This is a genomic window from Stenotrophomonas sp. 8(2023) (genome assembly GCF_030345295.1).
Classification (GTDB): Bacteria; Pseudomonadota; Gammaproteobacteria; order Xanthomonadales; family Xanthomonadaceae; genus Stenotrophomonas; species Stenotrophomonas muris.
The window spans coordinates 2,428,062-2,450,645 of record NZ_CP128404.1; the positions used below are offsets into that span (position 1 = coordinate 2,428,062).

The 22,584-nt window shown below is 68.1% G+C and carries 25 protein-coding genes; 12 read left to right on the forward strand and 13 right to left on the reverse strand.

The genetic code is table 11. The features are described from left to right. Nucleotides 1-6: 6 nt before the first annotated feature. Nucleotides 7-273: a hypothetical protein gene (locus QP609_RS11445; protein ID WP_014647303.1), complete on the reverse strand. Its 267-nt coding sequence runs from the start codon at nucleotides 271-273 to the stop codon at nucleotides 7-9. 203 nt (nucleotides 274-476) lie between these two features. On the opposite strand from QP609_RS11445, the gene blaL1 reads away from it, so the two are divergent. Then, entirely contained in the window at nucleotides 477-1,346 is an 870-nt protein-coding gene (gene blaL1, locus QP609_RS11450; RefSeq protein WP_197621625.1) for a L1 family subclass B3 metallo-beta-lactamase, read from the forward strand. A gap of 116 nt (nucleotides 1,347-1,462) precedes the next feature. Here blaL1 and QP609_RS11455 read toward each other — a convergent pair whose 3' ends face one another. Beyond that, complete coding sequence (locus QP609_RS11455; protein WP_014647305.1) at nucleotides 1,463-2,002, reverse strand: DUF411 domain-containing protein; 540 nt, start codon at nucleotides 2,000-2,002, stop codon at nucleotides 1,463-1,465. A gap of 481 nt (nucleotides 2,003-2,483) precedes the next feature. Then, nucleotides 2,484-4,769 (reverse strand): FdhF/YdeP family oxidoreductase, encoded by a 2,286-nt coding sequence (locus QP609_RS11460; RefSeq protein ID WP_197621626.1) that lies wholly within the window; start codon nucleotides 4,767-4,769, stop codon nucleotides 2,484-2,486. A 244-nt stretch (nucleotides 4,770-5,013) separates the two neighbouring features. Here QP609_RS11460 and fdhD point away from each other — a divergent pair, with 244 nt between their 5' ends. Continuing rightward, nucleotides 5,014-5,862 carry a formate dehydrogenase accessory sulfurtransferase FdhD gene (gene fdhD / locus QP609_RS11465; RefSeq protein ID WP_032962653.1) on the forward strand — a complete coding sequence of 283 codons (849 nt, stop codon included), beginning with the start codon at nucleotides 5,014-5,016 and terminating at the stop codon, nucleotides 5,860-5,862. 39 nt (nucleotides 5,863-5,901) lie between these two features. Here the strand turns inward: fdhD and QP609_RS11470 are convergent, their stop codons facing one another. Beyond that, nucleotides 5,902-6,438 (reverse strand): peroxidase-related enzyme, encoded by a 537-nt coding sequence (locus QP609_RS11470; RefSeq protein ID WP_197621627.1) that lies wholly within the window; start codon nucleotides 6,436-6,438, stop codon nucleotides 5,902-5,904. A gap of 106 nt (nucleotides 6,439-6,544) precedes the next feature. On the opposite strand from QP609_RS11470, the gene QP609_RS11475 reads away from it, so the two are divergent. Continuing rightward, nucleotides 6,545-7,426: an AraC family transcriptional regulator gene (locus QP609_RS11475; protein ID WP_046430865.1), complete on the forward strand. Its 882-nt coding sequence runs from the start codon at nucleotides 6,545-6,547 to the stop codon at nucleotides 7,424-7,426. Nucleotides 7,427-7,743: 317 nt separating this feature from the next. On the opposite strand, the gene QP609_RS11480 is transcribed toward QP609_RS11475, so the two are convergent. From QP609_RS11480 to QP609_RS11515, 8 genes are all read right to left on the reverse strand, one after another. Further along, a complete protein-coding gene (locus QP609_RS11480) occupies nucleotides 7,744-8,301 on the reverse strand; it encodes a TetR family transcriptional regulator (protein ID WP_032962647.1) in 558 nt (185 codons plus the stop codon). A gap of 4 nt (nucleotides 8,302-8,305) precedes the next feature. Continuing rightward, nucleotides 8,306-9,838, reverse strand: coding sequence for an MFS transporter (locus QP609_RS11485; protein WP_197621628.1), 1,533 nt, complete (start codon nucleotides 9,836-9,838; stop codon nucleotides 8,306-8,308). A gap of 150 nt (nucleotides 9,839-9,988) precedes the next feature. Continuing rightward, on the reverse strand, nucleotides 9,989-10,735 hold the full coding sequence (locus QP609_RS11490) for a hypothetical protein (protein ID WP_197621629.1): 747 nt from the start codon (nucleotides 10,733-10,735) through the stop codon (nucleotides 9,989-9,991). Then, entirely contained in the window at nucleotides 10,735-11,352 is a 618-nt protein-coding gene (locus tag QP609_RS11495) for a DUF3299 domain-containing protein (RefSeq protein ID WP_197621630.1), read from the reverse strand. Before QP609_RS11495 ends, QP609_RS11490 begins: the two co-directional genes overlap by 1 nt. Continuing rightward, nucleotides 11,342-11,893, reverse strand: coding sequence for a DUF3299 domain-containing protein (locus QP609_RS11500; protein ID WP_142234811.1), 552 nt, complete (start codon nucleotides 11,891-11,893; stop codon nucleotides 11,342-11,344). The genes QP609_RS11495 and QP609_RS11500 overlap by 11 nt, the downstream gene beginning before the upstream one ends. A 2-nt stretch (nucleotides 11,894-11,895) precedes the next feature. Beyond that, a complete protein-coding gene (locus tag QP609_RS11505; protein ID WP_197621631.1) occupies nucleotides 11,896-13,149 on the reverse strand; it encodes an ABC transporter permease in 1,254 nt (417 codons plus the stop codon). After that, the gene (locus QP609_RS11510) at nucleotides 13,142-13,837 is read right to left on the reverse strand and encodes an ATP-binding cassette domain-containing protein (protein ID WP_197621632.1); all 696 of its coding nucleotides are present in this window, start codon (nucleotides 13,835-13,837) and stop codon (nucleotides 13,142-13,144) included. The genes QP609_RS11505 and QP609_RS11510 overlap by 8 nt, the downstream gene beginning before the upstream one ends. After that, the gene (locus tag QP609_RS11515; protein WP_197621633.1) at nucleotides 13,834-14,367 is read right to left on the reverse strand and encodes a DUF2796 domain-containing protein; all 534 of its coding nucleotides are present in this window, start codon (nucleotides 14,365-14,367) and stop codon (nucleotides 13,834-13,836) included. The genes QP609_RS11510 and QP609_RS11515 overlap by 4 nt, the downstream gene beginning before the upstream one ends. Before the next feature lie 32 nt (nucleotides 14,368-14,399). Between QP609_RS11515 and QP609_RS11520 the strand changes: the two genes are divergently transcribed. Further along, the gene (locus QP609_RS11520) at nucleotides 14,400-14,876 is read left to right on the forward strand and encodes a MerC domain-containing protein (protein WP_289213775.1); all 477 of its coding nucleotides are present in this window, start codon (nucleotides 14,400-14,402) and stop codon (nucleotides 14,874-14,876) included. Nucleotides 14,877-14,939: 63 nt separating this feature from the next. Here the strand turns inward: QP609_RS11520 and QP609_RS11525 are convergent, their stop codons facing one another. Then, on the reverse strand, nucleotides 14,940-15,842 hold the full coding sequence (locus QP609_RS11525; protein ID WP_289213776.1) for a LysR family transcriptional regulator: 903 nt from the start codon (nucleotides 15,840-15,842) through the stop codon (nucleotides 14,940-14,942). A gap of 118 nt (nucleotides 15,843-15,960) precedes the next feature. On the opposite strand from QP609_RS11525, the gene dkgB reads away from it, so the two are divergent. From dkgB to QP609_RS11565, 8 genes are all read left to right on the forward strand, one after another. Beyond that, on the forward strand, nucleotides 15,961-16,764 hold the full coding sequence (gene dkgB / locus QP609_RS11530; protein ID WP_164077987.1) for a 2,5-didehydrogluconate reductase DkgB: 804 nt from the start codon (nucleotides 15,961-15,963) through the stop codon (nucleotides 16,762-16,764). A gap of 11 nt (nucleotides 16,765-16,775) precedes the next feature. Beyond that, nucleotides 16,776-17,750: a TIGR03571 family LLM class oxidoreductase gene (locus tag QP609_RS11535; protein ID WP_111206309.1), complete on the forward strand. Its 975-nt coding sequence runs from the start codon at nucleotides 16,776-16,778 to the stop codon at nucleotides 17,748-17,750. Between the two features lie 19 nt (nucleotides 17,751-17,769). Next, the gene (locus QP609_RS11540; protein ID WP_126412369.1) at nucleotides 17,770-18,708 is read left to right on the forward strand and encodes a cyclase family protein; all 939 of its coding nucleotides are present in this window, start codon (nucleotides 17,770-17,772) and stop codon (nucleotides 18,706-18,708) included. Then, on the forward strand, nucleotides 18,705-19,028 hold the full coding sequence (locus QP609_RS11545; RefSeq protein ID WP_169411111.1) for an adenylate cyclase: 324 nt from the start codon (nucleotides 18,705-18,707) through the stop codon (nucleotides 19,026-19,028). The genes QP609_RS11540 and QP609_RS11545 overlap by 4 nt, the downstream gene beginning before the upstream one ends. Before the next feature lie 113 nt (nucleotides 19,029-19,141). Then, nucleotides 19,142-19,519: a copper homeostasis periplasmic binding protein CopC gene (gene copC / locus QP609_RS11550; protein WP_032962626.1), complete on the forward strand. Its 378-nt coding sequence runs from the start codon at nucleotides 19,142-19,144 to the stop codon at nucleotides 19,517-19,519. A 10-nt stretch (nucleotides 19,520-19,529) separates the two neighbouring features. Next, a complete protein-coding gene (copD, locus tag QP609_RS11555) occupies nucleotides 19,530-20,414 on the forward strand; it encodes a copper homeostasis membrane protein CopD (protein WP_197621838.1) in 885 nt (294 codons plus the stop codon). 45 nt (nucleotides 20,415-20,459) lie between these two features. After that, nucleotides 20,460-21,158 (forward strand): heavy metal response regulator transcription factor, encoded by a 699-nt coding sequence (locus QP609_RS11560; RefSeq protein ID WP_046430894.1) that lies wholly within the window; start codon nucleotides 20,460-20,462, stop codon nucleotides 21,156-21,158. Continuing rightward, complete coding sequence (locus QP609_RS11565) at nucleotides 21,155-22,522, forward strand: heavy metal sensor histidine kinase (RefSeq protein ID WP_197621839.1); 1,368 nt, start codon at nucleotides 21,155-21,157, stop codon at nucleotides 22,520-22,522. Before QP609_RS11560 ends, QP609_RS11565 begins: the two co-directional genes overlap by 4 nt. The last annotated feature ends 62 nt before the right edge of the window (nucleotides 22,523-22,584 follow it).

Here is a 22,584-nt window from a genome sequence, read left to right on the forward strand (position 1 = left end):
ACTCCTTCAGCGCGCCAGGCGCCAGTACAGGAAACCGGCCAGCAGCGCCGGCACGGCGAACACCAGCAACAGGATCGGCAGCTCCTCGCGTACCGCGTAGCCGGCCTTGCTGACCCCTACCCACATGTTGGCCACGGCCACCAGCAGCCAGGTGGCGATGAAGGCGATCAGCGCCGTGGGCAGCTGCGAGGTGCCCGTGCTCCAGAGATGGCCAAACAGCACGAATACCCCCAGCAGCAGTACGCCACCCAGCATCACCATGAGCACGTGCATGGTCCACCTCCTTGAGCCTGGTAGCAGGCTAGCCGCGGCCGATTCTGCGCTCCAGCCCGTGGAGGTGGATTCACAATCCATGGCCAGCGAACAATCCCTGGGCAGGCTGCGGCGCACCTTATCGCAGCCATGAATTATTCGCGAAACGGTCCGCCCAGCCCGCGTGGTAGTTTCATCCGACCCTGCCCAGACACCTCTCCGCCATGCGCCTTTGCCTGACGACCCTTGCCCTGACTGCCACACTTGCCTTTGATGTGACTGCCGCCGACGCACCGCTGCCGCAGCTGCAGGCCTACACCGTGGACGCCTCGTGGCTGCAGCCGATGGCACCGCTGCAGATTGCCGACCACACCTGGCAGATCGGCACCGAGGACCTGACCGCGCTGCTGGTGCAGACCGCCGACGGTGCGGTACTGCTCGACGGCGGCATGCCGCAGGTGGCCGGTCACCTGCTGGACAACATGAAGGCACGCGGGGTGGCAGCACAGGATCTACGGCTGATCCTGCTCAGCCACGCACACGCCGACCATGCCGGGCCAGTGGCGGAGCTGAAGCGCCGTACCGGCGCCAGCGTAGCGGCCAACGCCGAATCGGCGGTGCTGCTGGCGCGCGGCGGCAGCAACGACCTGCACTTTGGCGACAGCATCACCTTTCCGCCGGCCAGCGCCGACCGCATCATCATGGATGGCGAAGCGGTCACCGTAGGCGGCATCGCGTTCACCGCGCACTTCATGCCGGGGCACACCCCAGGCAGCACCGCCTGGACCTGGACCGATACCCGCGATGGCCAGCCGGTGCGCATCGCCTACGCCGACAGCCTGAGTGCGCCGGGCTACCAGCTGCAGGGCAACGCCCGTTATCCCCGCCTGGTCGAGGACTACCGGCGCAGCTTCGCTACGGTGCGCGGCCTGCCCTGCGACCTGCTGCTGACGCCGCATCCGGGCGCCAGCAACTGGAACTATGCCGAGGGTGCAGAGGCCGGAGCCAACGCCCTGACCTGCAAGGCCTACGCGGATGCGGCCGAGAAGAAGTTCGACGCACAGCTGGCCAAGGAAACAGCCACGGCACGCTGATCCTGTAGAGCCGAGCCCATGCTCGGCTTGCCGGCCAAACACAGCCGAGCATAGGCTCAGCCCTACACAAGACGCCTCGAAAGGTGCCGGTCAGGACGACCGGCACCCGCCTTCCATCAGCCACCCTGCCCGTGCTGGGCAAACGGCTCGGTGCTGCCGTCGGTCCGCACCAGCTCGACGGTGTACGACTGCACGTAACCATCCGGCATTTCCATGCCCGGCGAACCGGCCGGCATGCCGGGCAGCACCAGCCCGCGTGCGGCCGGGCGTTCGGCCAGCAGGCGCTTGATGTCCTCGGCCGGGATGTGGCCTTCGACCACATAACCGCCGATCTCGGCGGTATGGCAGGAGGCCTTGCCGACCGGCACGCCCAGGCGGACCTTGATCGGATTCATGTCATCGGTATCGCGCACGTCCACCTGGAAGCCCGCGGCCTTCAGATGGTCGACCCAGATACCGCAACAGCCACAGCTGGCGGTCTTGTGCACGATGGCCACCGGCAGGGCCGGATCGACCTTGGCCGGGCTGGCCTGGATCGGTGCCACCGGAGCCTTGCTGGCGACCGGTGCGGCGGCGGATTCTTCGGCGGCACGTGCACAGGCGGTGGTGGCCAGCACGGTGCCCAGCAGCAGGCCGAGGGAGAGAGAACGGTTCATTGAGTGATTCCTTTGCTGAGGCGGGCAACGCGGCCCGCCGCCCGCGCATCGAAGGCGCAGGCAGAGGCGAGAATGAGTCGAACAGTCATGGCAGGCGCTTGAGCGCCTGCAGGACATCACACGATGGGGGGACGCAACGGGTCCGGCATCGGCGGCGATGCGCGTTGCTGGGAACGGGCAGCTACAGGCGCCTCACGCCACGGCGAGGCGGGCGTTCCACTCAACGTGGCCAGCATGCCAAGGCAGGCTGGCGGGCATTCGCACTCACCGCTCTGGCAGGCCGCCCGGGCCGCATCATCGCAGCAGCCGGCTGCCGCCAGCGCAGCCGCGTGCGGTGCAGCGCAGTGATCCTGGTTGGCCGACCCGCCGTACGAAGACGAGCCAAGCGCCAGCGCCGGTGCATTCAGCACCAGGGCAACGAGCAGCATCCATCGCAGCAGCAGGCCAGGCAGCTTCACCCGGCGATGATAGCCGATGCGCGTCACGCAATCGCCGCCGCCATCGCCCGCATCCGCACCGGGATCGACTTCGCTGCGGGTGTGCCGCTGATCCGGTCGTAGTAGTCCAGCGGCAGCAACGGGTTCAGTTCCGGGTAGTAACCGGCCAGCGCGCCGCGCGGCATCGGGTAGTCCAGCACCGTCAGGCCCTCGATGCGGCGCTGCACGCCATCGCCGCTGATCGTCTCCAGGCTGACCAGCGCTTCCTTCTCCAGCCCGCGCGCCAGCCGGTCCTCGATATTCATGAACAGCACCATGCGATCGTTGTACACGCCGCGATAGCGATCGTTGTAGCTGTAGATGGTGGTGTTGTACTGATCATGCGAGCGCACGGTGGCCAACCGCAACATGTCTGGATCGTGCACCGGATCGTCCACGTCCAGGCCGGGCATCACCAGGATGTTGGCCTTGCCATTGGGCGTGGGCCACACCCGGCGGCGCGGCGGAATGTCCAGATGGAAACCGTGTGGCTGCTGGATGCGCTCGTTGAAGCCGGTGTAGATCTCCGGATACACCGCGGAAATCAGCTCGCGGATGGGCGCGTAGTCGTGCATGCAGCCGGCCCAGTCAACCCTGCTGTCCGGCAGCGTGGCCAGTGCCATCCGGCAGACGATCTCGACCTCGGGCAACACCTCGGCACTGACCGGCTCCAGTACCCCGCGCGACGCGGTGACATTCGACATCGCGTCTTCGACGGTGACGAACTGCTCGCCGGCCGGCGTAACGATGCGTTCCGAGCGCGCCACCACCGGCAGGATCAGTGCATCGCGGCCATGGACCAGGTGCCCGCGGTTGAGCTTGGTGGCGATGCCCACGGTGAGCTCCAGGCCGCGCATCGCCTCATACGCAAGCGGCGTATCGGGCACGGCATGGATGAAGTTGCCACCCAGGCCGATGAACACCTTGGCGCTGCCGTCCAGCATCGCCTCGATGGATTCGACCACGTGATGGCCGTGCTCACGCGGCGGGTCGAAGCCGAACACCTGCTGCACACGGTCGAGATAGGCCGGCTTGGGCTTCTCGTCGATGCCGACGGTGCGGTCGCCCTGCACATTGGAATGGCCCCGGATCGGCCCGATGCCAGCACCGGGCTTGCCGAAGTTGCCACGCAGCAACAGCAGGTTGGCGACCTGCTGCAGCAGGCGCGAGCCGTACTGGTGCTGGGTCAGCCCCATGCCGTAGCAGATCACGGTGGCATTGGAGCGGATGTAGATCTCAGCACAGCGTCGGATCTGTGCCTGCGAAATGCCGGACACCTGCACGATCTCGTCCCAGTCCTGCGCCATCACGTCTTCGCGCAGCGCCTCCAGGCCCACCGTGTGTTCGGCGAGGAATGCATGGTCGAGCACACGCTCACCCTGCGCCTCGCGCTCGAACATCACCTTCATCATGCCCTTGATCAGGGCCAGGTCGCCGCCGATGCGGATGTGCACGAACTCGCTGGTGATCTCGGTCGAACCGAACGTGGCCATCTGCACCATGTCCTGCGGCTCGGCGAAGCGGATCAGCGCGCGCTCGGGCATCGGGTTGACCGCCACGATCGGAATGCCGCGTTTGCGCGCCTCGACCAGGTTGCTCATCATCCGCGGTGAATTGGTGCCGGTGTTCTGGCCGATCACGAAGATCGCCTCGGCGTGCTCGAAATCCTGCAGCACGATGGTGCCCTTGCCCACCCCGATGGCCGGCGGCAGGCCACGGCTGGTCGGCTCGTGGCACATGTTCGAGCAGTCCGGGAAATTATTGGTGCCGAACTCGCGCACGAAGATCGAATACAGGAACGCGGCTTCATTGGGCGTGCGGCCGGAGGTGTAGAACTCGGCCTGGTGCGGGCTGTCCAGCGCCTGCAGGTGGCGGCCGATCAGCGCGAAGGCATCGTCCCAGCTGCACGGCACGTAGTGGTCGGTGGCTGCGTCGTAGCGCATCGGCTCGGTCAGCCGGCCCTGCATCTCCAGCCAGTAGTCGGTCTGCGCCATCAGTTCGGTCACGGTGTACCGGGCAAACAGTTCGCGGCCGGCGCGGAACTGGGTGGCTTCCCAGGCCAGTGCCTTCGCGCCGTTCTCGCAGAACTCCAGCTTCTTGCGTTCGTCGGCATCGGGGAATGCGCAGCTGGGGCACTTGAAGCCACCGGGCTGGTTCATCGCCAGCAATGCCTTCGATCCCTTGCCGATCACACTCTGCTGCAGCAGCACCTTGGCCGTGGCGCCGGCGGCACCCCAGCCTCCGGCGGGCTGGTTGTAGGGCTTGTAACGCGGCGGTTTCTGCTCGGACATGTTCGGGAACCTGGCGGAAGGAACGCAGCAACGAACGGCACAACGCGGTCCGGCGGTGCATTCAGTGGCACGACCAGCCGCACAGTCAAGCACGGCCCACGGCGCTTCGCCAGAGGGCACCGGCTGATTTCAGCACAACCTGTCATGGCAACGGTTACAGCCGCGTCTGCGCGCAACCACTGCGCTATCCTCGAAACCGCAGGCGGTGGCCCGCCCGCGTTTCTCCCTTGTCCGGACGCGCTGCATGCCTGATTCGATCCCGCCGCACACCCCGCCTGCCGGCACCGCCCAACGCCCGTTGCAGCGCTGGCGCGGCGGCACGCAACAGCAGCAGGTCGACGTGGTGGCCGAGGAAGTGCCGGTGGCGCTGCGCTACAACGATGCCGCCTTTGCCGTGATGATGGCCACACCCTGTGATCTGGAGGACTTCGCACTCGGATTTTCGCTCAGCGAAGGCCTGATCAGCGCGCCCTCGCAGCTGCTGTCGATCGATATCCACCCACAGCTGGAAGGCATCGAGCTGCAGATGACCGTGGACGAGGCTGCGCCCGGCGCGAACCTCGACCCCGACAAGGGGCGCCTGCTGCCCGGCCGTGGTGGCTGTGGCCTGTGCGGCACGCGCCAGCTGGAAGAAGTGCTGCGCCCACTGCCGCAGATCCGCGAACGCCGCAGCTATTCCGCCACCGCCCTGCAGCGGGCGTTGGCCAGCTTGGCGCAGCACCAGCCGATGAATGCGGCAAGCGGCTCGATCCATGCCGCGGCCTGGGCCGACGCCAGTGGGCGCATCGGCTGGGTACGCGAGGACGTCGGCCGCCACAATGCACTGGACAAGCTGATCGGCGCCCTGCACCACAACGAACACGCCATCGAAGGCGGCCTGCTGGTGATTTCCAGCCGGGCCAGCTACGAGATGGTGAGCAAGGCAGTGCGCGCCGGCGCCAGCGTGCTGGCGGCAGTGTCCGCGCCGACCGCGCTGGCGATCGATCTGGCCCGCAGCGCCGGCCTGTGCCTGGTCGGGTTCGCGCGGGAAAGCGGGTTCAATGTGTATACCCATCCAGAGCGGCTGCAGGCGCACGACGGCCACGCCCGCTGAGGATGGCCGGGAGCACTGCGTCCCCCGGCCCGTTACGCCTCAGCGCAGCGCGACCTTCGGGAAGTCCACCGGCACGTCGAACGCCACGTTGACGTAGTTGGTGAACAGGTTGAGCGCCACATGCGCGAGGATCTCGACGACCTGCTCATCATCGAAGCCGGCCGCGCGCAGCGCCTGCACGTCGCCGTCGGCGATCTGCGCACGCTGCTCGACCACCTTCAACGCGAAGTCGAGCGCCGCCGCAGTGGCCGGGTCGCTGGACTGGCCGATCTGCGCGGCAGCCATCTGCTCACCGCTGGCGCCGACCTTGCGGCCCAATGCCGTGTGCGCGGCCAGGCAGTACTCGCAGGCGTTGCGGTTGGCGATGGCCACGGCGATCTGCTCGCCCAGCAGCGGCGACAGGCGACCGCCGCCCAGCGCGCCGAACGAACCCCACATGCTCTGCAGGGCAGCCGGCGAGTTGGCCACGGCGCGGAACATGGCCGGGGTGGCGCCGAAGGCAGCGTGGACCTGGCCCAGCAGGGCCTGGCGGTCGGCGGTGGTGTTGGCGGCATCGATCAGGGGGACACGGGACATGGTGGATCTCCTTGGGAAAGCGCCCGGGATTGGACGACCCGCTCATCCTAGGTAGACTCCCTGGACGCAACATCCTCAATTCGCCACATATGTTGTCCATACGTCCATGAGCATGCGCGCCGCCACCCCTGCGCCAGATCGACTCTCCTCGCTGCTGGAACGCTTCCGGGTGCAGGCGGCGCTGTTCCACAGTGGCCCGCTGTGCGGGCAGCATGTCTTCGAGCCGCAGCCCGGTCGTGCGTTCCTGCACATCCTGCGCCAGGGTGAGATGGAAGTCCGTCATCCTGGGGGCGATAGCGCGCTGCCCCGGTTGAAGATCGATACACCCAGCCTCCTGCTGTATCCGCAGCCGCTGCACCATGTGTTCTTCAACGCTCCGCTGGACGGCCCGGATTTCACCTGTGCCACGCTGGATTTCGATGGTGGCGCGCGCAATCCGATCGTGCAGTCGCTGCCACCGGTGATGGTGGTGCCGCTGGCCGCGATCACCGAACTGGATGACACCCTGCAGCTGCTGTTCGCCGAAGCCGATCGCCAGCGCTGCGGGTCACGGCTGCTGACCAACCGCCTGTTCGAGGTGGCGCTGATCCAGATCCTGCGCTGGGTGGTCGACCACCCGGATGCAGCCGGCGTCAGCCACGGGTTGATGCGGGGGCTGTCCGATGCGCGGCTGGCACGCACGCTGGTGGCGATGCACCAGGCACCGCAGGACGAATGGACGCTGCCGCGCATGGCCGCGACCGCCGGCATGTCGCGCAGCGCGTTCGCGGCCGTGTTCAAGGACGTGATGCAGGCAACGCCAGCCAGCTACCTGCTGGACTGGCGGCTGAGCCTGGCCTGCGCGCAGCTGCGGGCCGGCGTGGCGGTCAAGCAGGTGGCGATCGAGGTGGGGTTTGCCGATACCGCATCGTTGTCGAAGGCGTTCCGCAAGCGGCTGGGGGCTTCGCCGAGGGCGTGGCTGGCCGCGGGCGCCGCGCAGGCTGGGTAAATGGATGAGGGGTAGAGTCGACCGCTGGTCGACCATCGCGCGACGCGCGGGAGGTTCGTTGTCCGACCGAAGGGCAGTCGACCAACAGCCGACTCTACCGATGCGGCATTTTCGTGATCTGACCGAAGGGCAGCCGACCAGCGGTCGGCTCTACCACGGGCGATCGAAGCGGCATTTCCGTGGCCTGACCGAAGAGCAGCCGACCAGCGGTCGGCTCTACCACGGACGATCGAAGCGGCATTTCCGCGGCCTGACCGAAGGGCAGCCGACCGGCGGTCGGCTCTGCCACGGGCGATGTCGGCGCGCCGGCTGCCCGCTCAACTGGACGTTCCATCGGGCTTCGCCAGCAGCCCGGCGATCCGTTCGGCCACCTGGGCGCGCACGCTTTCATCCAGCTGCCCTTCGTACATCGCCTCGTAGATCCACAGGCCGTCGGCGGCCAGCCGTGCCACGAAATTGTCGAGCGCGGCCGGGTCGCTCTGCCCGGTCGACGGCGGCAACGGCGCCCAACGCCGTACCGCCGGCCCCCACGGGCGCTCATCGGCGTCCGGGTCGGCCGATTCGAGCATGAACATCAGCTCGGCACGGGTAGCGCTCTGCGCCGAGACGCGCACGAAGGTCTGGTAACGCTCCAGCGCCGAGGCTTCGTCTGCACGCTTGCCCAGCAGCGTTTCCATCGACGTCTCCCAGGCCTGCACCAGGTGCTCGTCGATGCCGCGCAGCAGCGCCTCGCGCGACGGGAAGTGGTACAGCAGGCCGCCGCGGGTCAGCTTGGCCTCGGCCGCCACCGACTCGAAGGTCACTGCGCGCACGCCATCACGATTGATCACGTTGACGGCGGCGTCGAGGATGCGGTCGCGCTTGCTGGTTCTCATCGCGTCATTTTACGCGATCGGCCGCACCCTCGCGGCTGCCGACGCGCCCGCGCAGCAGGCGCGCGATGATCGACGCGCCCAGCGCCAGCACCACCGTGATCACCAGCAGCACGATCTGGTAGCCACGGTCATACGCGGCCGTGGCCAGTGCGAACCACTCGCCCTGCCCGCTTTCACGTGCCACGTGCAGCGCCTGGGTGAAGCCTTCCCGTGCAAGCGCGGGCATGTCGGCCGAGACCGGCAGGAATGCGCCATACATCGCCGCGCTCAAGCTGCCCAGCATCGCCACCGCCAGCAGGCCGCCGAACTCGTAGGACACCTCTTCCACCGACGAGGCCATGCCCGCACGGTGCGCCGGTACGTTGTTGAGGATGGCGGTGGACGCCACCGAGATGGCCGAACCCATGCCGAAGCCGGTGATCGCCATGCCGGCGACCACCCAGCCGAGGCCGTGCGGGAAGCCGAATGCCACCACGCCGACACCCAGCGCACCTGCGGCCAGGCCGCCACAGATCAGCGGGTGCAGGCCCACCCGGTGCAGGATGCTGCCGCCCAGCAGCGCACTGGGCAGGCTGCCCAGCGCGGCCACCGACACCAGCAGGCCCGCCTGCAGCGGAGAAAAGCCCGCCACCAGCTGGAAGCGCTGGGTAGTGACCAGCTGCAGGCCGGCCATCGCAAACAGGGTGAACACCGCCGACAGCGTGCCGGCCAGGAACGCCGGATTGCGGAAGATCGCGAAGTCCAGCAGCGGGTGCGGCAGCTGCTGCTGGCGGCGCGCGAACGCCGCACCACTGATGGCGGCCAGCAGCAGCGCGCCTGCACCCAGCGCATACGACGGCGGCGTAGCGATCAGTGACTTGATCGCCAGCACCAGGCCGGACAGTGCAGCCAGAGCCAGCAGCGACGAAATCAGGTCCCACGGTCGCGAGGGGTCGCGCTGGCCTTCCGGTGCCAGCAGCAGCGTGGCCACGAACGCGACCACCACCACCGGCACGTTGATCAGGAACACCGAGCCCCACCAGAAATGCTGCAGCAGCCAGCCACCGATGATCGGGCCAAGTGCCGCACCGACGATCGCCACCGAACCCCAGATCGCGATGGCGATGTTGCGTTCGCGCGCTTCGTGGAAGCTCAGGCCGATCAGCGCCAGCGTGGCCGGCATCATCGCGGCCGCGCCGACCGCCAGCAAGGCGCGCGCGGCAATCAGCTGCCCTGCGGTGTCGGCGAACGCCGCTGCCAACGATGCCACGCCGAACACCACCAGGCCGATCAGGAACATGCGGCGGTGGCCGATGCGGTCGCCCAGCGTACCCGCGCCCAGCAGCAGGCCGGCCATCACCAGCGGATAGGCGTTGATGATCCACAGCGCCTGGCCGGCACTGGCCGAGAGTTCTTCGGTCAGCGTGGGCAGGGCGGTGTAGAGCACGGAGTTGTCGAGCGTGACCAGCAGCAGGCCGGCGGCAACGGTGAACAGCAGTGCCCAGCGACGGGCACGCGACAGGGCCGGAGCACCGGCCAAGGGCTGGGACAAAGCCATGGGAGAACCTGATGGGGGTGGATTACGATCATAACTATACAGGATGTCCTGTATAGTTATCAGGGCGGCGACAGCGGCTCAGATTGCGGTCCGGGCAATGTTCATGTTGCCGTGCCCCTCATGCCGGGTCTTGGCTGGTGTCCGGGATCATCACCGGCAGTCTTCCGGCAGCGCAGCAATCGCCGCTACCACCGCCGCCTGCATGCCCTGCCCCACGGCCATGTCCAGCTCCCCGCCCGTTGCCCCGTGCTGGCGCCGCAGCTCGTCCTCGCACAGGCCGCGCACCTGCGCGCGGGCATTCGCGCGCAGGCTGCTGCACCGCCAGTCGGTGCCACCCAGCGGCAGCACCGAATACACCACGCTGTTGCAGGCGTTGCCAGCGCGCTGCTGCAACGACCGTCCACCAAAATCCCGGGGTTCACTGCTGCGCTGCGGGTCGAAGTAGCTGTCCGGGAAGGTGCGCGCGTACTGTTCGATGTCCAACGCCATGCTGCGCCCAGCGGCCAACGGCATCTGCAGCGGCTGCCCGCACCGCGTCGCATCGGCGCGATGCTGGATGTACTGGTAGATCGGCCGGTCCAGCGATGGATCCTGCTGGGTCACCGCGCTGACTCCCGCCAGCACCGGCAGCGATGCACGATTGGCCATGCGCGCCAGCAGCCCCGCCTGCGCTGGCTGGCAGCGGTCGCGCACTGTTGCCGCAAGCAGGAACAGCACGTCGTTGCGGAACGCGTGGTCGTCACCCAAACGCTGTTCGATGCGCTGGCTGGCGTCGGACGCCGGTGCTGGAAACGCGACCACCGGCGGCGCGGTGGGTGCGCGCTGCCGCTGCCACCACGCCAGGAGCACGATTGCGCCCAGCAGCGCCGCGGCAGCCAGGATCCAGCACCGGCGCATCAGTTGCGGATCGCCGTCAGCGTGGCCGCTGCGGCATCGTAGGACGCGCTGGCGATGTCCGCGTCGAAGCGCTTCACCTGCAGGCGGCCGGCCAACCGGTACGGGTCCCAAAGATCGCCCAGCGCGATCGGCGTGGCCAGGGTCACATGGATGATCTGGTTCGGTGGCGGCGGCGGCACGTGGATGCACGCACCGTAGAACGGCACGAACAGCAGCTCATCGACCAGCCCGGCATCATTGGTGCCCAGCGGTACCACGTAGCCATCCAGATCCACCGCGCGACCGTCGACAGCGTCGACCACGCGCGAAGAGCCGAACTGCTTGGCGCGATCCGGGCTGGAATGGTCGATTTCCTGCCCCGGTGGCGTGCCCGAGCCGGTGTCGTCGATCAGGCCGCCCACCCCGTCCATGCCATTGCGTGACAAGCCGATCTGCGGGGGCGGGCGCTGATAGGTCACTTCGTCCGGCCGCAGCGCGTCCCAGCGGTCGATAGGCGTTTCGGGCGCGGCGGAGGGCAACGGCTTGTCGCGCGGCGTGGCCACCACGGCATCACCGCCCGGTGACGTGCAGCCTGCCAACCAGACGCATCCAAGCAGCAACACAGCGCTACGGTTCATAGGGCCTCAGCTGAGCATCGCGCATGGTGTAGGCGGAACCGGCCAGATCATCATCCAGCCGCTCGTCACGCAGGGTGCCGGCCAGGAAGAACGGCGAGTACATGTCCGGCATGGCGATCGGGCGCGGCAGCACCACGTGCACGATCTGGTTCGGTGGCGGCGGTGGTACGTGGATGCAGGCGCCGTAGTACGGCACGAACAGGAATTCGGTCAGGCGCCCATCCTGCGCAGTGGCCAGCGGCACCACGTAGCCGGGCAGGCGCACCGGACGCTGCAGCACCGTATCCACGGTACGGAACGTGCCGAACTGCGGCATGCGCCGGTTGCCGTTGTGCTCCACCTCCGGGCCCTCTCCGCGCTCCAGCGCGGCCAGCTCGTCCTTGGGCATCATCTGCAACCAGTCCAGTTCCTGCTCCGCCGCATCCGCAGCGCCAGCGTGGTCGACAACCGGCGAAGGTGGCAACGCCTGCACACCGGTATCCACCGGCCGCTCGCAGGCTGCCAGCGCAAGCACCATCGGCAATGACAGCATCCAGCGCATGCTCAGCCTCCCGGCGACAGACCATCGGCCAAGGTGCGCCGGTAGGCCAGCAACGCCGGCACCAGCCCGGCCACCGCGCTGATCGCCAACACACCCGCCACCCAGGCCAGCTCGCGGCCATCCGGCCAGACATGGGTGATGGACAGGCCGAACGTGGCCAGGGCCCAGCCGCGTCCGGCCATGCTGGCGGCCACCAGCAGCCCCAACGCCAGCACGCAGGCCACGGCACTGGTTGCCACCGCTTCCACTACCAGCAGGCCGGCGATGTAACCCGGCCGCGCGCCGGTCGCACGCAGGATCGCCATCTCGCGCCGCCGCTGCTGCAGCGTCGAGACCAGCAACGCCACCAGCGAGACCATGCCCAGCAGCACCACCATCGCGCTGATCAGCTGCAGTGCGCGCTCGGCCGTGCCCAGCGACTGCCACAGCTGCTGCAGCGTCACCCCGGGCAGGATCGCCAGCATCGCCTCTTCGGGATACTCGTTGATCCTGCGCTGCACCGAAAAGGTGGCGATGCGCGAGTTAAGGCCGAGCATGAAAGCGGTGATGCTGGTCGGGGTCAGATCGAGGTGGCGCGCCTGCTCGGCACTGACGCTCTGGCTGCGCAGCTGCACACCCGAGCGCCAGTCGACGTGGATGGCCTCGATCGCCGGCAGCGAGACCAGCAGCGACGAATCCACTGGCGTGCCGGTGCGCTGCAGGATGCCGGAGACCCGGAACGGCTTGTCGGCATGCGTGGCCAGCGTGACCGCGCCGGTGCCGTGCGCCAGCACGATCTCGTCGCCGAGGCCGACCTTCTGCGCGCGTGCCACCTCCGCACCGATCACCGCGTCATACAGATCATCAAAGGGCCGCCCCTGTGCAAAGGAAAGCGCATGACCGGAACCATAACGATAGTGTTCAAAGTAGCCGCCAGTGGTACCCACTACCCGGTAGCCGCGCCAGGAATCGCCCAGCGACAGCGGCACCGCCCACTTCACCTGCGGCATTGCGGACAGCGCCTGGTAGGACTGCCAGGACACGTTGTTGGTCGGGTCGCCGATATGGAACACCGCGTACAGCAGCAGGTTCACCGGCCCCGAACGCGCACCGACAATCAGGTCCGTGCCCGACACCGTGCTGGCGAAACCCTCGTGCGCCTGCGTGCGTACGCGCTCGACACCCAGCAACAGCACCACGCTGAGGGTGATGACCAGCACGGTCAGGCCCACGCTAAACGCGCGGCTGCGCAGGCTGGTCCAGGCAAGCTCAAGCATGGTCGGCACCTGCCTGGTTGATCTCGGACAAGGCGATCGTGCGGTCGAACAACGACTGCAGGCTGTCGTCATGGCTGACCACCAGCACCGTGGTGCCGGCCGCCTCGCACTGCGCGGACATCAGCTGCAGGAAGGCGGTCGCCGCGTCGCGGTCGAGCGCCGAGGTCGGCTCATCAGCCAGCAGCAACGCCGGGCGGCCGATCAGCGCGCGTGCCGCCGCCACGCGTTGCTGCTGGCCGACGCTGAGCGTGCCGGCGCGGCGCTGCATCAGCCCGGGGTCCAGCTGCAGGGCCTGCAGCAGTCGCGCGATCTCGGCATTCAACGGCCCGCTGATGCGCGCACTGCGCAGGCGCGAGAAGCGCAGGCCCAGTGCGATGTTGTCGCGCACGCTGAGAAACGGCAGCAGGTTGAACTGCTGGAAGATCACGCCCAGGTGGTCGGCGCGGAAGCGGTCCCGCGCGGCACCACGCATCGCCTGCAGCGCGTGGCCGGCGACCTCGATGCGGCCGTTGCCGGGCAGCAGCACGCCCGCCAGCAGGCCCAGCAGCGTGCTCTTGCCACCGCCACTGATTCCGCGCAGCAGCACGCTGCTGCCCTGCTCGATCCATAGCCGCGGCACGTCCAGCACCAGCCGCCGGCCATAGCCGAACTGCACGCCATCCAGCGCGATCACCGGTCGCATGCTCACGGCGCCAGCACCACGCGCAGATTGTCCGCGGTCAACACGCTGCGGTTCTGGCCGTGCGCGGTGGCGCTGTTGACGATCACTTCATGCAGGCCCGGGAACAGCACGGGCAAGCGCACCACGATGGCCCGCAACCCGGCAGGCTTGGCGCACTGGTACCGCAGCGTTGCGCTGAACCCTGCGTGGCGATGCTGACCGGGCGGCGGCGCGGCAGCCATCGCATCGAAGCCCTCGGCCCTGGCATCGTTCGCGATAAGGCGGCAGCCCGCGGCGTTGGGCAAGGTGACCCAGCTGCCGCTTTGCAGCAGCGCAGTCGCACGCGCCAGCGCGGCCTGCTCGGCTGCATTGGCCGGCGGCCGCTCGAAATCAAGGATGCCGATGCCGGGCGCCTGCAGGGCGAATTCCAGCGTCTGCTGGTCAAGCGCAAGATCAACGGTGGCCTGGCCGTGTACGTGCGCACCGAGCTGGCGGACATCATGGGCCTGTGCAGCGCTGGCAGCCAGCAGCAGGAAAAGAGCAGCAGAACGCTTCATGGGAGAGGCTCCTATTGTTACTATGTAACATTATGGACCGCATCCCCACGACGCCTGCAAGGGCCCTGGCCCAGCCGCCAGCTTCGGCACGCTGGCACCCCCGCTTCGATCTAGCCGGGGCCTGGCTGTCCCTGGCCTGCGCCGCCCATTGCATCGCCCTGCCCCTGCTGTTGGCCTTCGTGCCGGCAGCGATGATGGCGCTGCGCTCGTTCCAGCACCCCGGCCATGGCGCGATGACGGTGCTGCTGATGATGTCGCGCTGGGAATGGGTGTTTGCGCTGCTGGCCTCGTCGCTGGCCTTGGCGAGCACCTTGGCCGGGGCTCACCGGCATGGGCGCTGGCGACCTGCAAGGCTGGCCTGCGTCGGCGCCCTCCTGCTGTTGCCGGCCTCGCTGTACCTGCCGCTGAAGGAATCACTGCTCTGGCATGGCGTGGCGACAGCTGGTGGTGGCGTGCTGCTGGCATGCGCGCACATCGGCAACCGCCGCGCGCTGCACAACCGCCGGTAGTGCCGGCCGCTGGCCGGCAGCCCCGGGACCCGGCAGCCGGCCATCGGCCGGCGCTACCCCGCCTTATTCGTCAAACGGACGCTGGCCGAGCGTCTGCGTCACGTGGTCGACGAAACAGGTGATGCGCGCGGCCAGCGCGGTGTTGCGGTAGTACACCGCGTTGATCGGCTGGCGCACCTCCTGCGTCTGCCTGGCGAACAACTGCACCAGGCGTCCGTCACGCCGGTCCTGTCGGGTCAGGAAGTCGGACAGGCAGGCGATGCCCAGCCCGGTCACCGCCATCTGCCGCAGTGTCTCGCCACTGGACGAAGCAATCGCCGGCTCAATCACGAAAGGGCCGCCATCGGCATCCTGCAGCGGCCATTCGTTCAACGAACTGGGCTGGGTGAAGCCAAGCAGGTCGTGCTCGCGCAGCTGCTCCACCCGCGTGGGCGTGCCACGCCGGCGCAGGTACTCGGGGCTGGCCACCACGCGGATGCGGCTGTGGCCGATGGGCCGCGCATGCAGGGTGGAATCGCGCAGCACGCCAATGCGGAACGCTACGTCGGTGCGCTTCTCGATCAGGTCGGTGATGCCTTCATTGGAATTCAGCTCCAGCTCCACCTGCGGGTAGCGCTCGCGGAAGCCCTCCAGCAACGGCACGATGACGTGCAGCATGAACGGCGTGGCGGCGTCTACGCGCAGGCGCCCGACCGGCTGCAGCCGCCGCGCGGCCATCTGTTCCTCGGCCTCGTCCACCGTGGCCAGGATCGTGCGCGCGTACTCCAGGAATGCGGCTCCCTCCTCGGTCAGCTCCAGCCGCCGCGTGGTCCGCCGCAGCAGCGTGGTCTGCAGCTTGTCCTCCAGCCGCGCCAAGGTGCGGCTGGTGGCGGAGATGGTCAGCTCCAGCTCTTCGGCCGCGGCGGTGATCGAACCGCTGTCGACCACGGCCACGAAGGCCTTCAGCTCATCCAGGGTGGTTTTCATTTTTTACCTCGGCGCAAAAGCGTTTCCCGTATACACGGCTTAATCAACAAATGTAAAGCGCCCACACTTCGCCCTGTCCCGAGCCCACCGGCTCTCAACGAAGTCCCTGGAGTCCATCATGAGCGTTCCTTCCTTTGGCGTCGGCACCTTCCGCCTGACCGGCCAGACCGTCATCGATTCGGTGCGCAACGCCCTCGACGTCGGCTACCGTGCGATCGATACCGCGCAGATCTACGGCAACGAAGCCGAGGTCGGCCAGGCCATCGCCGAATCCGGCGTCCCGCGCGACGAGCTGTTCCTGACCACCAAGATCTGGGTGGACAACTACGCCGCCGACAAGCTGATCCCGAGCCTGCGCGACAGCCTGGCCAAGCTGCGCACCGGGTACGTCGACCTGCTGCTGATCCACTGGCCGGCGCCGGGCAATGGCGTTGAACTGCGCGAGTACATGACCGCGCTGGCCGAAGCCAAATCGCTGGGCCTGACCCGTCAGATCGGTGTGTCCAACTTCAACATCGAACTGACCCGGCAGGCCATCGAGGTGGTCGGCGCCGGCGAGATCGCCACCAACCAGATCGAACTGAGCCCCTACCTGCAGAACCCGGCACTGACTGCCTTCCTGCAGGAACAAGGCATCACCGTCACCTCCTACATGACCCTGGCCTACGGCAAGGTGCTGAAGGACCCGGTGCTGGCCGCCATCGCCGACAAGCACCAGGCCACCGTCGCCCAGGTCGCGCTGGCGTGGGCGCTGCAGCGGGGTTACTCGGTCATCCCGTCCTCGACCAAGCGCGAGAACCTGGCCAGCAACCTGCTTGCCCAGGACCTGCACCTGGATGCCGATGACATGGCCGCGATCGCCGCGCTTGACCGCAACGGCCGCGAAGTCGATCCGCCGGGCCTGGCCCCGGCCTGGGACTGAGGAGCCTCGCCATGGGCAATGCGTTGACGCGGCTGCAGGCCGGTGGTTTCAGCATCGGCATCGAAGCACCGCTGGACAATGACTGGACACCGCTGGGCGAACAGGCACGACACGCCGCGCGACGCCTGCCCGGCGAACCGGACCTGCAGCGCCATGCGGAGCTGGCACGGCTGGCCGACCGCCTTGGCTTCCGTGCGCTGTGGGTACGCGACGTGCCGGTGTACGACCCGGCCTTCGGCGATGCCGCACAGGTGTTCGAGGTGTTCAGTTACCTCGGCTACCTGGCCGGCATCACCGAGCACATCCTGCTGGGTACCGGCGCGGTGGTGCTGCCGATCCGCGAGCCGTTGCTGACCCTGAAGTCGGCACGCAGCGTGCAGCGGCTGAGCGGTGACCGCCTGCTGCTGGGCGTGGCCAGTGGCGACCGCCCGGTGGAGTACCCGCTGTTCGGCCGCGACTTCGACAGCCGTGGCAGCCGCTTCCGCGAGCAGATCGCACTGCTGCGCGAAGGCGCCGCCGCGCACCTGCCGCAGGGCTTGGACGTGCTGCCCGCGGATGGCCCGGCCCTGCCGCTGTTCGTGGCAGGCCTGGCCCAGCAGCAACCGGCGTGGATCGGCCAGCACATGGATGGCTGCCTGGCCTACCCGGGCACGCCGCAGGACCATGTACAACGCGTGGCGGCCTGGCGCGCCGTGGCCGGCAACAAGCCCTATGCCAGCTTCATCCACCTGGACCTGGTGGCCGATGCCGATGCTCCTCTGCAGCGCTGGCGCTTTGGCCTGCGCGGCGGCCGCAACGCCCTGCTGGCCGAGTTGCACGCCATGCGGGCGGCCGGTGTCGACCACATCGGCCTGCAGTTCCGCCGCAACGAACGGCCGTTGGCCGAAACCTTCCACGAAATCGCCGAGTACGTGCTGCCGCACTTCCCGGCCCACGCCGGCGCCGCTGCGCCGCATGCCCCGCTTGCCGCCCCCGCGACGGCCTGACAATTACCGGAGCTTTGCCATGAAGATGAAGACCCTGGCCGCGCTAGCGCTGGCCACCCTGCCGCTGTCCTTCCAGGCCACCGCCGAGGACTGGTACCCCTCTGCCTACGGCGCCAACGACGAGATTGGCGCGGCCAACCTGCTGACCGCCGACGTGGTCAAGCACGCGGTCTCGCTGGTCAGGACCGGCAAGACCTATCCGCTGGCGGTGCCGGTGGACAAGAACCTGCCCGCGTTCCGCCACCGCAGCTTCCGCCTGTACAACGTGCAGGTCGGCCAGCAGGCTGGCAAGTCGCTGGGCCCCAACAAGTTCACCTTCAACGATGAACTGGTGAACGCCTGGACCGGCGTTGGCACCCAGCTCAACGGCATCGGCCATATCGGCATCGACAACGTCTACTACAACGGCAACAAGGCCGCCGACTTCGTCACCGTGGACGGGGTGCGCAAGCTTGGCGTCGAGAAGGTGCCGCCGATGGTCACCCGTGGCGTCGTGCTGGACATGACCACGTACTACGGCAAGGCGATCGTGCCCGGCGGCACCGAGTTCACCGTGGCCGACATCCAGGCCGTGCTGAAGAAGCAGGGGCTGCGCCTGCGCAAGGGCGACGTGGTGCTGTTCAACACCGGCTGGCTGGAACTGATCGGCAAGGACGACAAACAGTTCCTGGAAGTGGAACCGGGTATCGGCATGGAGGCGGCGAAGTGGCTGGCCGACCAGGGCATCGTCGCCTTCGGTGGCGACACCTGGGCCTCGGAGGTCTACCCGAACCCGAACGGTGCCGAGGAGTTCCCGATCAACCAGTACATGCTGGCCAAGCGTGGCATCTACAACCTGGAGCTGATCGACAGCCGTGCCCTGGTGCGCGACAAGGCCTGGGAATTCCTGTTCGTGCTCGGCCAGCCGCTGTACGTCGGTTCGACCCAGGTCAACATCAACCCGGTGGCAATCCGATGAACACCGCCGCTGACCTTCCCGTGTTCGCCGGCCGCCGCTTCCGCGTCAGCTATGACGGCCTGGCCGCCGACAATGTCTACAGCGCCGATGGCCGCCACGTGCAGTACGCCATCGTCTCTGGCGCCTATGCCGGTGCGCAGGGCGAAGCCGCCTGTGAGTGGCAGCGGATCAGCGACGGGGTCTATGCCATTTCGTGGCAGGAAGCCGATGGCGCCACGGTCGTGCATGTCGATGACTTCGCGGGCGGGCATTCGCTGGCCTGGTTCACCGCCACCGATGGCAGTTTCCATCGCATGCAAGGGCCGCTGGCAGCGCTGTGATGCCGGCCAGCGGCCGGCGGACGAAACATTACAGATCGGTAATGCAGGGGTCAGGGCAGCGAAAGGCGCTGCCCTCCACCCTGTGGGCCATGTCTTCCACAGGTATCCCACGCATGGCCCGTCCCCTGCTCCGCTCCACCGCCCTTGTTGTCCTCGTCTCCGGCCTCGCGGTTGCGCCGCTGGCCCTGGCCCATCCCAGCCTGGTGCGCTCGACGCCGGCCGCCGACGCGACCGTGGCGCCGGCCAGCCAGATCGAGCTGCAGTTCAGCGAGAAGGTGATGCCGCGTGCCACCCGCATCGAACTGAGCATGGACCATGGCCGCATGAAGATGGCCATGCCCACCACTGCGCAGGAGCTCTCCGAAGATGGCCACACCCTGCGCGCACGCTTCGCCAAGCCCTTGCCGGCAGGCAGCTACGCACTGCAGTGGCGCGCGGTGGGCCAGGACAGCCACCCGATCACTGGCACGTACCGTTTCACCGTGAAGTAAGGCTGCCGTCGTGGCCGAGCTCTCGCCGTATGCGCTGCGGCTGGCACTGTACCTGGTGCTGATGCTGCTGTTCGGGCGGATGCTGTTCGTCCGTCCGGGGCTGCCGCGCGGCGTCTCGCTGGCGCTCGCCCTGATCGCGGTGGCCGTGGTGGTCACCGATGCCATCACCCGCTTGACCGGTGTGCTCGGCATCGCACCGGCCGACATCGACCCTGCAACGGCGCACTGGTTCCTCACCGGTACGCCGGTGGGTAAAGCCGGCCTGCTGCGTACCGTGGCGGTGCTGGCGATGCTGCCCCTGCTGGCATTCGCCACGCCGCTGCCGGGCCTGCGCCGCGTGGCCCTGCTCGCTTTGTCTGCCACGGCGTTGGCCAGCCTGTCCTGGAACGGCCACGCCGCTGCGGGCGATGGGTTCGGCGGCACCTTGCGGCTGCTGGCCGGCATCGTGCACCTGCTGGCCGCCGGTGCCTGGGTCGGCGCGATCGCCGCCATCCTGCAGTTGGCGCTGCGTCCACAGGGCCTGCGCCTGCGCGAGCGCACCTACGAGTTGTGGCGGGCCGCGCACAGCTTCGCCCTGCCGGGCACGGTCATCGTCGCCCTGCTGGCAATGACCGGCACCTATACCTATGTCGATCTCGGCGGTTCCGTGCAGACCCTGACCGGTACCGCGCATGGGCGCTGGCTGCTGCTCAAGCTGGCCCTGGTGGTCGGCATGCTGGGGTTGGCGGCGCTGCATCGCTGGCGATTGGTACCGGCCTTGGCCACCTCCATCCACGACGGCTGGCAACCGCGGCCGCTGCGTTCCCTGCGCCACAGCCTGGCCTGCGAGTCGGTGCTGGCCGTGCTGGTGCTGGCCTGCGTGGCGGTGCTTGGTACTCAGGACCCGTTGGCGTGAGCCTGCGCAGCCAGCCCACGTGCAAGCTGCGATGATGGGCGCATCATGAAACTGCTGATCGTCGAAGACGAACCCAAGACCGGCAACTACCTGCGCCAGGGCCTGATCGAGGCCGGCTACGTGGTCGATCTCGCCTGCAACGGCGTCGACGGGCTGCACCTGGCCGGCAGCGGCGAGTACCAACTGATCATTCTCGATGTGATGCTGCCCGGCCTGGATGGCTGGAACGTGCTGTCGCGGTTGCGCGCCGGAGGGTGGCAGACACCGGTGCTGTTCCTGACCGCGCGCAGCAGCATCGCCGACCGCGTGCAGGGCCTGGAACTGGGCGCCGATGACTACCTGGCCAAGCCGTTCGCCTTCGCCGAGCTGCTGGCGCGGGTGCGCACCCTGCTGCGTCGCGGCCAGGCACAGCCGCAGGCCGAGCGCATCATCATCGCCGACCTGGTGGTGGATACCCTGCGCCGCCGGGTCGAACGCGGCGGCCAGCGCATCGCCCTCAGCCAGAAGGAATACACCCTGCTGGAGCTGCTGGCGCGTCGCCAGGGCGAAGTGCTGCCACGCTCGCTGATCGCCTCGCAGGTGTGGGACATGAACTTCGACAGCGACACCAACGTGATCGACGTGGCGATCCGCCGCCTGCGCGCGAAGATCGACGATGACTTCGATGCCAAGCTGATCGTCACCGTGCGCGGCATGGGCTATGTGCTGGAGGCGCCGGACGACGGTGCCGTGCACAGCGGATGAGCCTGCGTCGTTCCATCGCGGTACGGCTGACACTGCTGTTCGCCATCGTGGCCACGCTGGTGCTGGCCGCATTGGGCGTGGCGATCTATGTCAGCGCCCGCCATGATCTTGTTGCCCAGGACTTCATCGAACTGGAAAACAAGGTCGCGTTGATCCGCGACCTCGCTGACAATGGGCCTGCCGCCGCGCGCGGACCGCGGTTGGCAGAGGCGCTCGGCCATCATCCGGATATCGCCTTCCACATTGTTGATGGGAGCGGAACCGTACTGTTCTCCACTGCGCCGGCACTGCTGCGCGAGCATGCACGCAGCCAGCCCATCGACGCCGCGCCACGGCGGCACGACTGGATCCTCACCGATGGTCGCTGCATGCATGCCCTGCACCTGCGCCAGACGCTGGCCGACGGCAGCCAGCTGGTGACCCTGCTGGCCATTGATGACAACCGTCACGCCGACTTCCTGGAGCGCTTCCGCCACCTGCTGGCAATCGCCATCATCGGCGCCGCGGTGGCCAGCAGCCTGCTCGGCGGCTACGTGGTGCGGCGCACGCTGCGGCCGCTGCGCACGCTGGCCGATGAGGCAAGGCAGATCACCGCTGGCCGGCTGCAGCGCCGCCTGAGCGCGCGCAGTGCACCGACCGAACTGGAGCAGCTGGCGCAGACCCTCAACGGCATGCTGGCACGCCTGCAGCAGGACTTCGCGCGGCTGACCGAATTCTCCGGTGATCTCGCCCACGAGCTGCGCACGCCCATCACCAATATGCTCACCCAGGTGCAGGTGGTGCTGGCGCACCCGCGCAGCAACGAGGCCTACCGCGAGACGCTGGCGTCGTGTGCCGAGGAACTGCAGCAGCTGGCACAGACCGTGGGCGACCTGCTGTACCTGGCGCAGGCCGAAGCACCGGGCGCGCTGCCTTCGCGCGAGCCGGTGGCGCTGGATGGGGTGGTGGATTCGCTGCTCGAGTTCTACGAGCTGCTGGCCGAGGACCGGCAGTTGACCCTGCGCCGCGAAGGTGTGGCGAGCGTGGAAGGCAACCGCCTGATGCTGCACCGGGCGATTGCCAACCTGCTGTCCAACGCGTTGAAGCACGCCGCTGCCGGCAGCGAGGTGCGGGTACGGCTGGCCGAGGCCGATGGCGCGTGCAGGGTCAGCGTGCACAACGTCGGCACGCCGATTTCCGCCGAAGCGCTGCCGCGCCTGTTCGATCGGTTCTACCGCGGCGAGCGTGGCCGACACGAAGGTGCGGGGCTGGGCCTGGCGATCACCCGCGCGATTGCACAGGCGCATGGCGGCAGCGTGAGTGTTGCGTCCGATGACACCGGCACCGTGTTCGAGCTGGTGCTGCCGGGCGCCGCAGCCCGGTAGTGCCGGCCGCCGGCCGGCACCCCCGGTGCATGAAGCGCATTGCAGCTGTCGGCCAGCGGCCG

Excerpts from the sequence above, each read along its gene's own strand:
- QP609_RS11495 (WP_197621630.1), bottom strand. The coding sequence starts at position 11,352 with ATGAACCGTAGCGCTGTGTTGCTGCTTGGATGCGTCTGGTTGGCAGGC.
- QP609_RS11485 (WP_197621628.1), bottom strand. The coding sequence starts at position 9,838 with ATGGCTTTGTCCCAGCCCTTGGCCGGTGCTCCGGCCCTGTCGCGTGCC.
- QP609_RS11545 (WP_169411111.1), top strand. The coding sequence starts at position 18,705 with ATGAACACCGCCGCTGACCTTCCCGTGTTCGCCGGCCGCCGCTTCCGC.
- QP609_RS11520 (WP_289213775.1), top strand. The coding sequence starts at position 14,400 with ATGGACCGCATCCCCACGACGCCTGCAAGGGCCCTGGCCCAGCCGCCA.
- QP609_RS11490 (WP_197621629.1), bottom strand. The coding sequence starts at position 10,735 with ATGCGCCGGTGCTGGATCCTGGCTGCCGCGGCGCTGCTGGGCGCAATC.
- QP609_RS11455 (WP_014647305.1), bottom strand. The coding sequence starts at position 2,002 with ATGAACCGTTCTCTCTCCCTCGGCCTGCTGCTGGGCACCGTGCTGGCC.
- QP609_RS11460 (WP_197621626.1), bottom strand. The coding sequence starts at position 4,769 with ATGTCCGAGCAGAAACCGCCGCGTTACAAGCCCTACAACCAGCCCGCC.
- QP609_RS11470 (WP_197621627.1), bottom strand. The coding sequence starts at position 6,438 with ATGTCCCGTGTCCCCCTGATCGATGCCGCCAACACCACCGCCGACCGC.
- QP609_RS11445 (WP_014647303.1), bottom strand. The coding sequence starts at position 273 with ATGCACGTGCTCATGGTGATGCTGGGTGGCGTACTGCTGCTGGGGGTA.
- QP609_RS11560 (WP_046430894.1), top strand. The coding sequence starts at position 20,460 with ATGAAACTGCTGATCGTCGAAGACGAACCCAAGACCGGCAACTACCTG.
- QP609_RS11515 (WP_197621633.1), bottom strand. The coding sequence starts at position 14,367 with ATGAAGCGTTCTGCTGCTCTTTTCCTGCTGCTGGCTGCCAGCGCTGCA.
- dkgB (WP_164077987.1), top strand. The coding sequence starts at position 15,961 with ATGAGCGTTCCTTCCTTTGGCGTCGGCACCTTCCGCCTGACCGGCCAG.
- fdhD (WP_032962653.1), top strand. The coding sequence starts at position 5,014 with ATGCCTGATTCGATCCCGCCGCACACCCCGCCTGCCGGCACCGCCCAA.
- QP609_RS11500 (WP_142234811.1), bottom strand. The coding sequence starts at position 11,893 with ATGCGCTGGATGCTGTCATTGCCGATGGTGCTTGCGCTGGCAGCCTGC.
- QP609_RS11540 (WP_126412369.1), top strand. The coding sequence starts at position 17,770 with ATGAAGATGAAGACCCTGGCCGCGCTAGCGCTGGCCACCCTGCCGCTG.
- QP609_RS11525 (WP_289213776.1), bottom strand. The coding sequence starts at position 15,842 with ATGAAAACCACCCTGGATGAGCTGAAGGCCTTCGTGGCCGTGGTCGAC.
- QP609_RS11505 (WP_197621631.1), bottom strand. The coding sequence starts at position 13,149 with ATGCTTGAGCTTGCCTGGACCAGCCTGCGCAGCCGCGCGTTTAGCGTG.
- QP609_RS11535 (WP_111206309.1), top strand. The coding sequence starts at position 16,776 with ATGGGCAATGCGTTGACGCGGCTGCAGGCCGGTGGTTTCAGCATCGGC.
- copC (WP_032962626.1), top strand. The coding sequence starts at position 19,142 with ATGGCCCGTCCCCTGCTCCGCTCCACCGCCCTTGTTGTCCTCGTCTCC.
- QP609_RS11565 (WP_197621839.1), top strand. The coding sequence starts at position 21,155 with ATGAGCCTGCGTCGTTCCATCGCGGTACGGCTGACACTGCTGTTCGCC.
- QP609_RS11475 (WP_046430865.1), top strand. The coding sequence starts at position 6,545 with ATGAGCATGCGCGCCGCCACCCCTGCGCCAGATCGACTCTCCTCGCTG.
- QP609_RS11480 (WP_032962647.1), bottom strand. The coding sequence starts at position 8,301 with ATGAGAACCAGCAAGCGCGACCGCATCCTCGACGCCGCCGTCAACGTG.
- blaL1 (WP_197621625.1), top strand. The coding sequence starts at position 477 with ATGCGCCTTTGCCTGACGACCCTTGCCCTGACTGCCACACTTGCCTTT.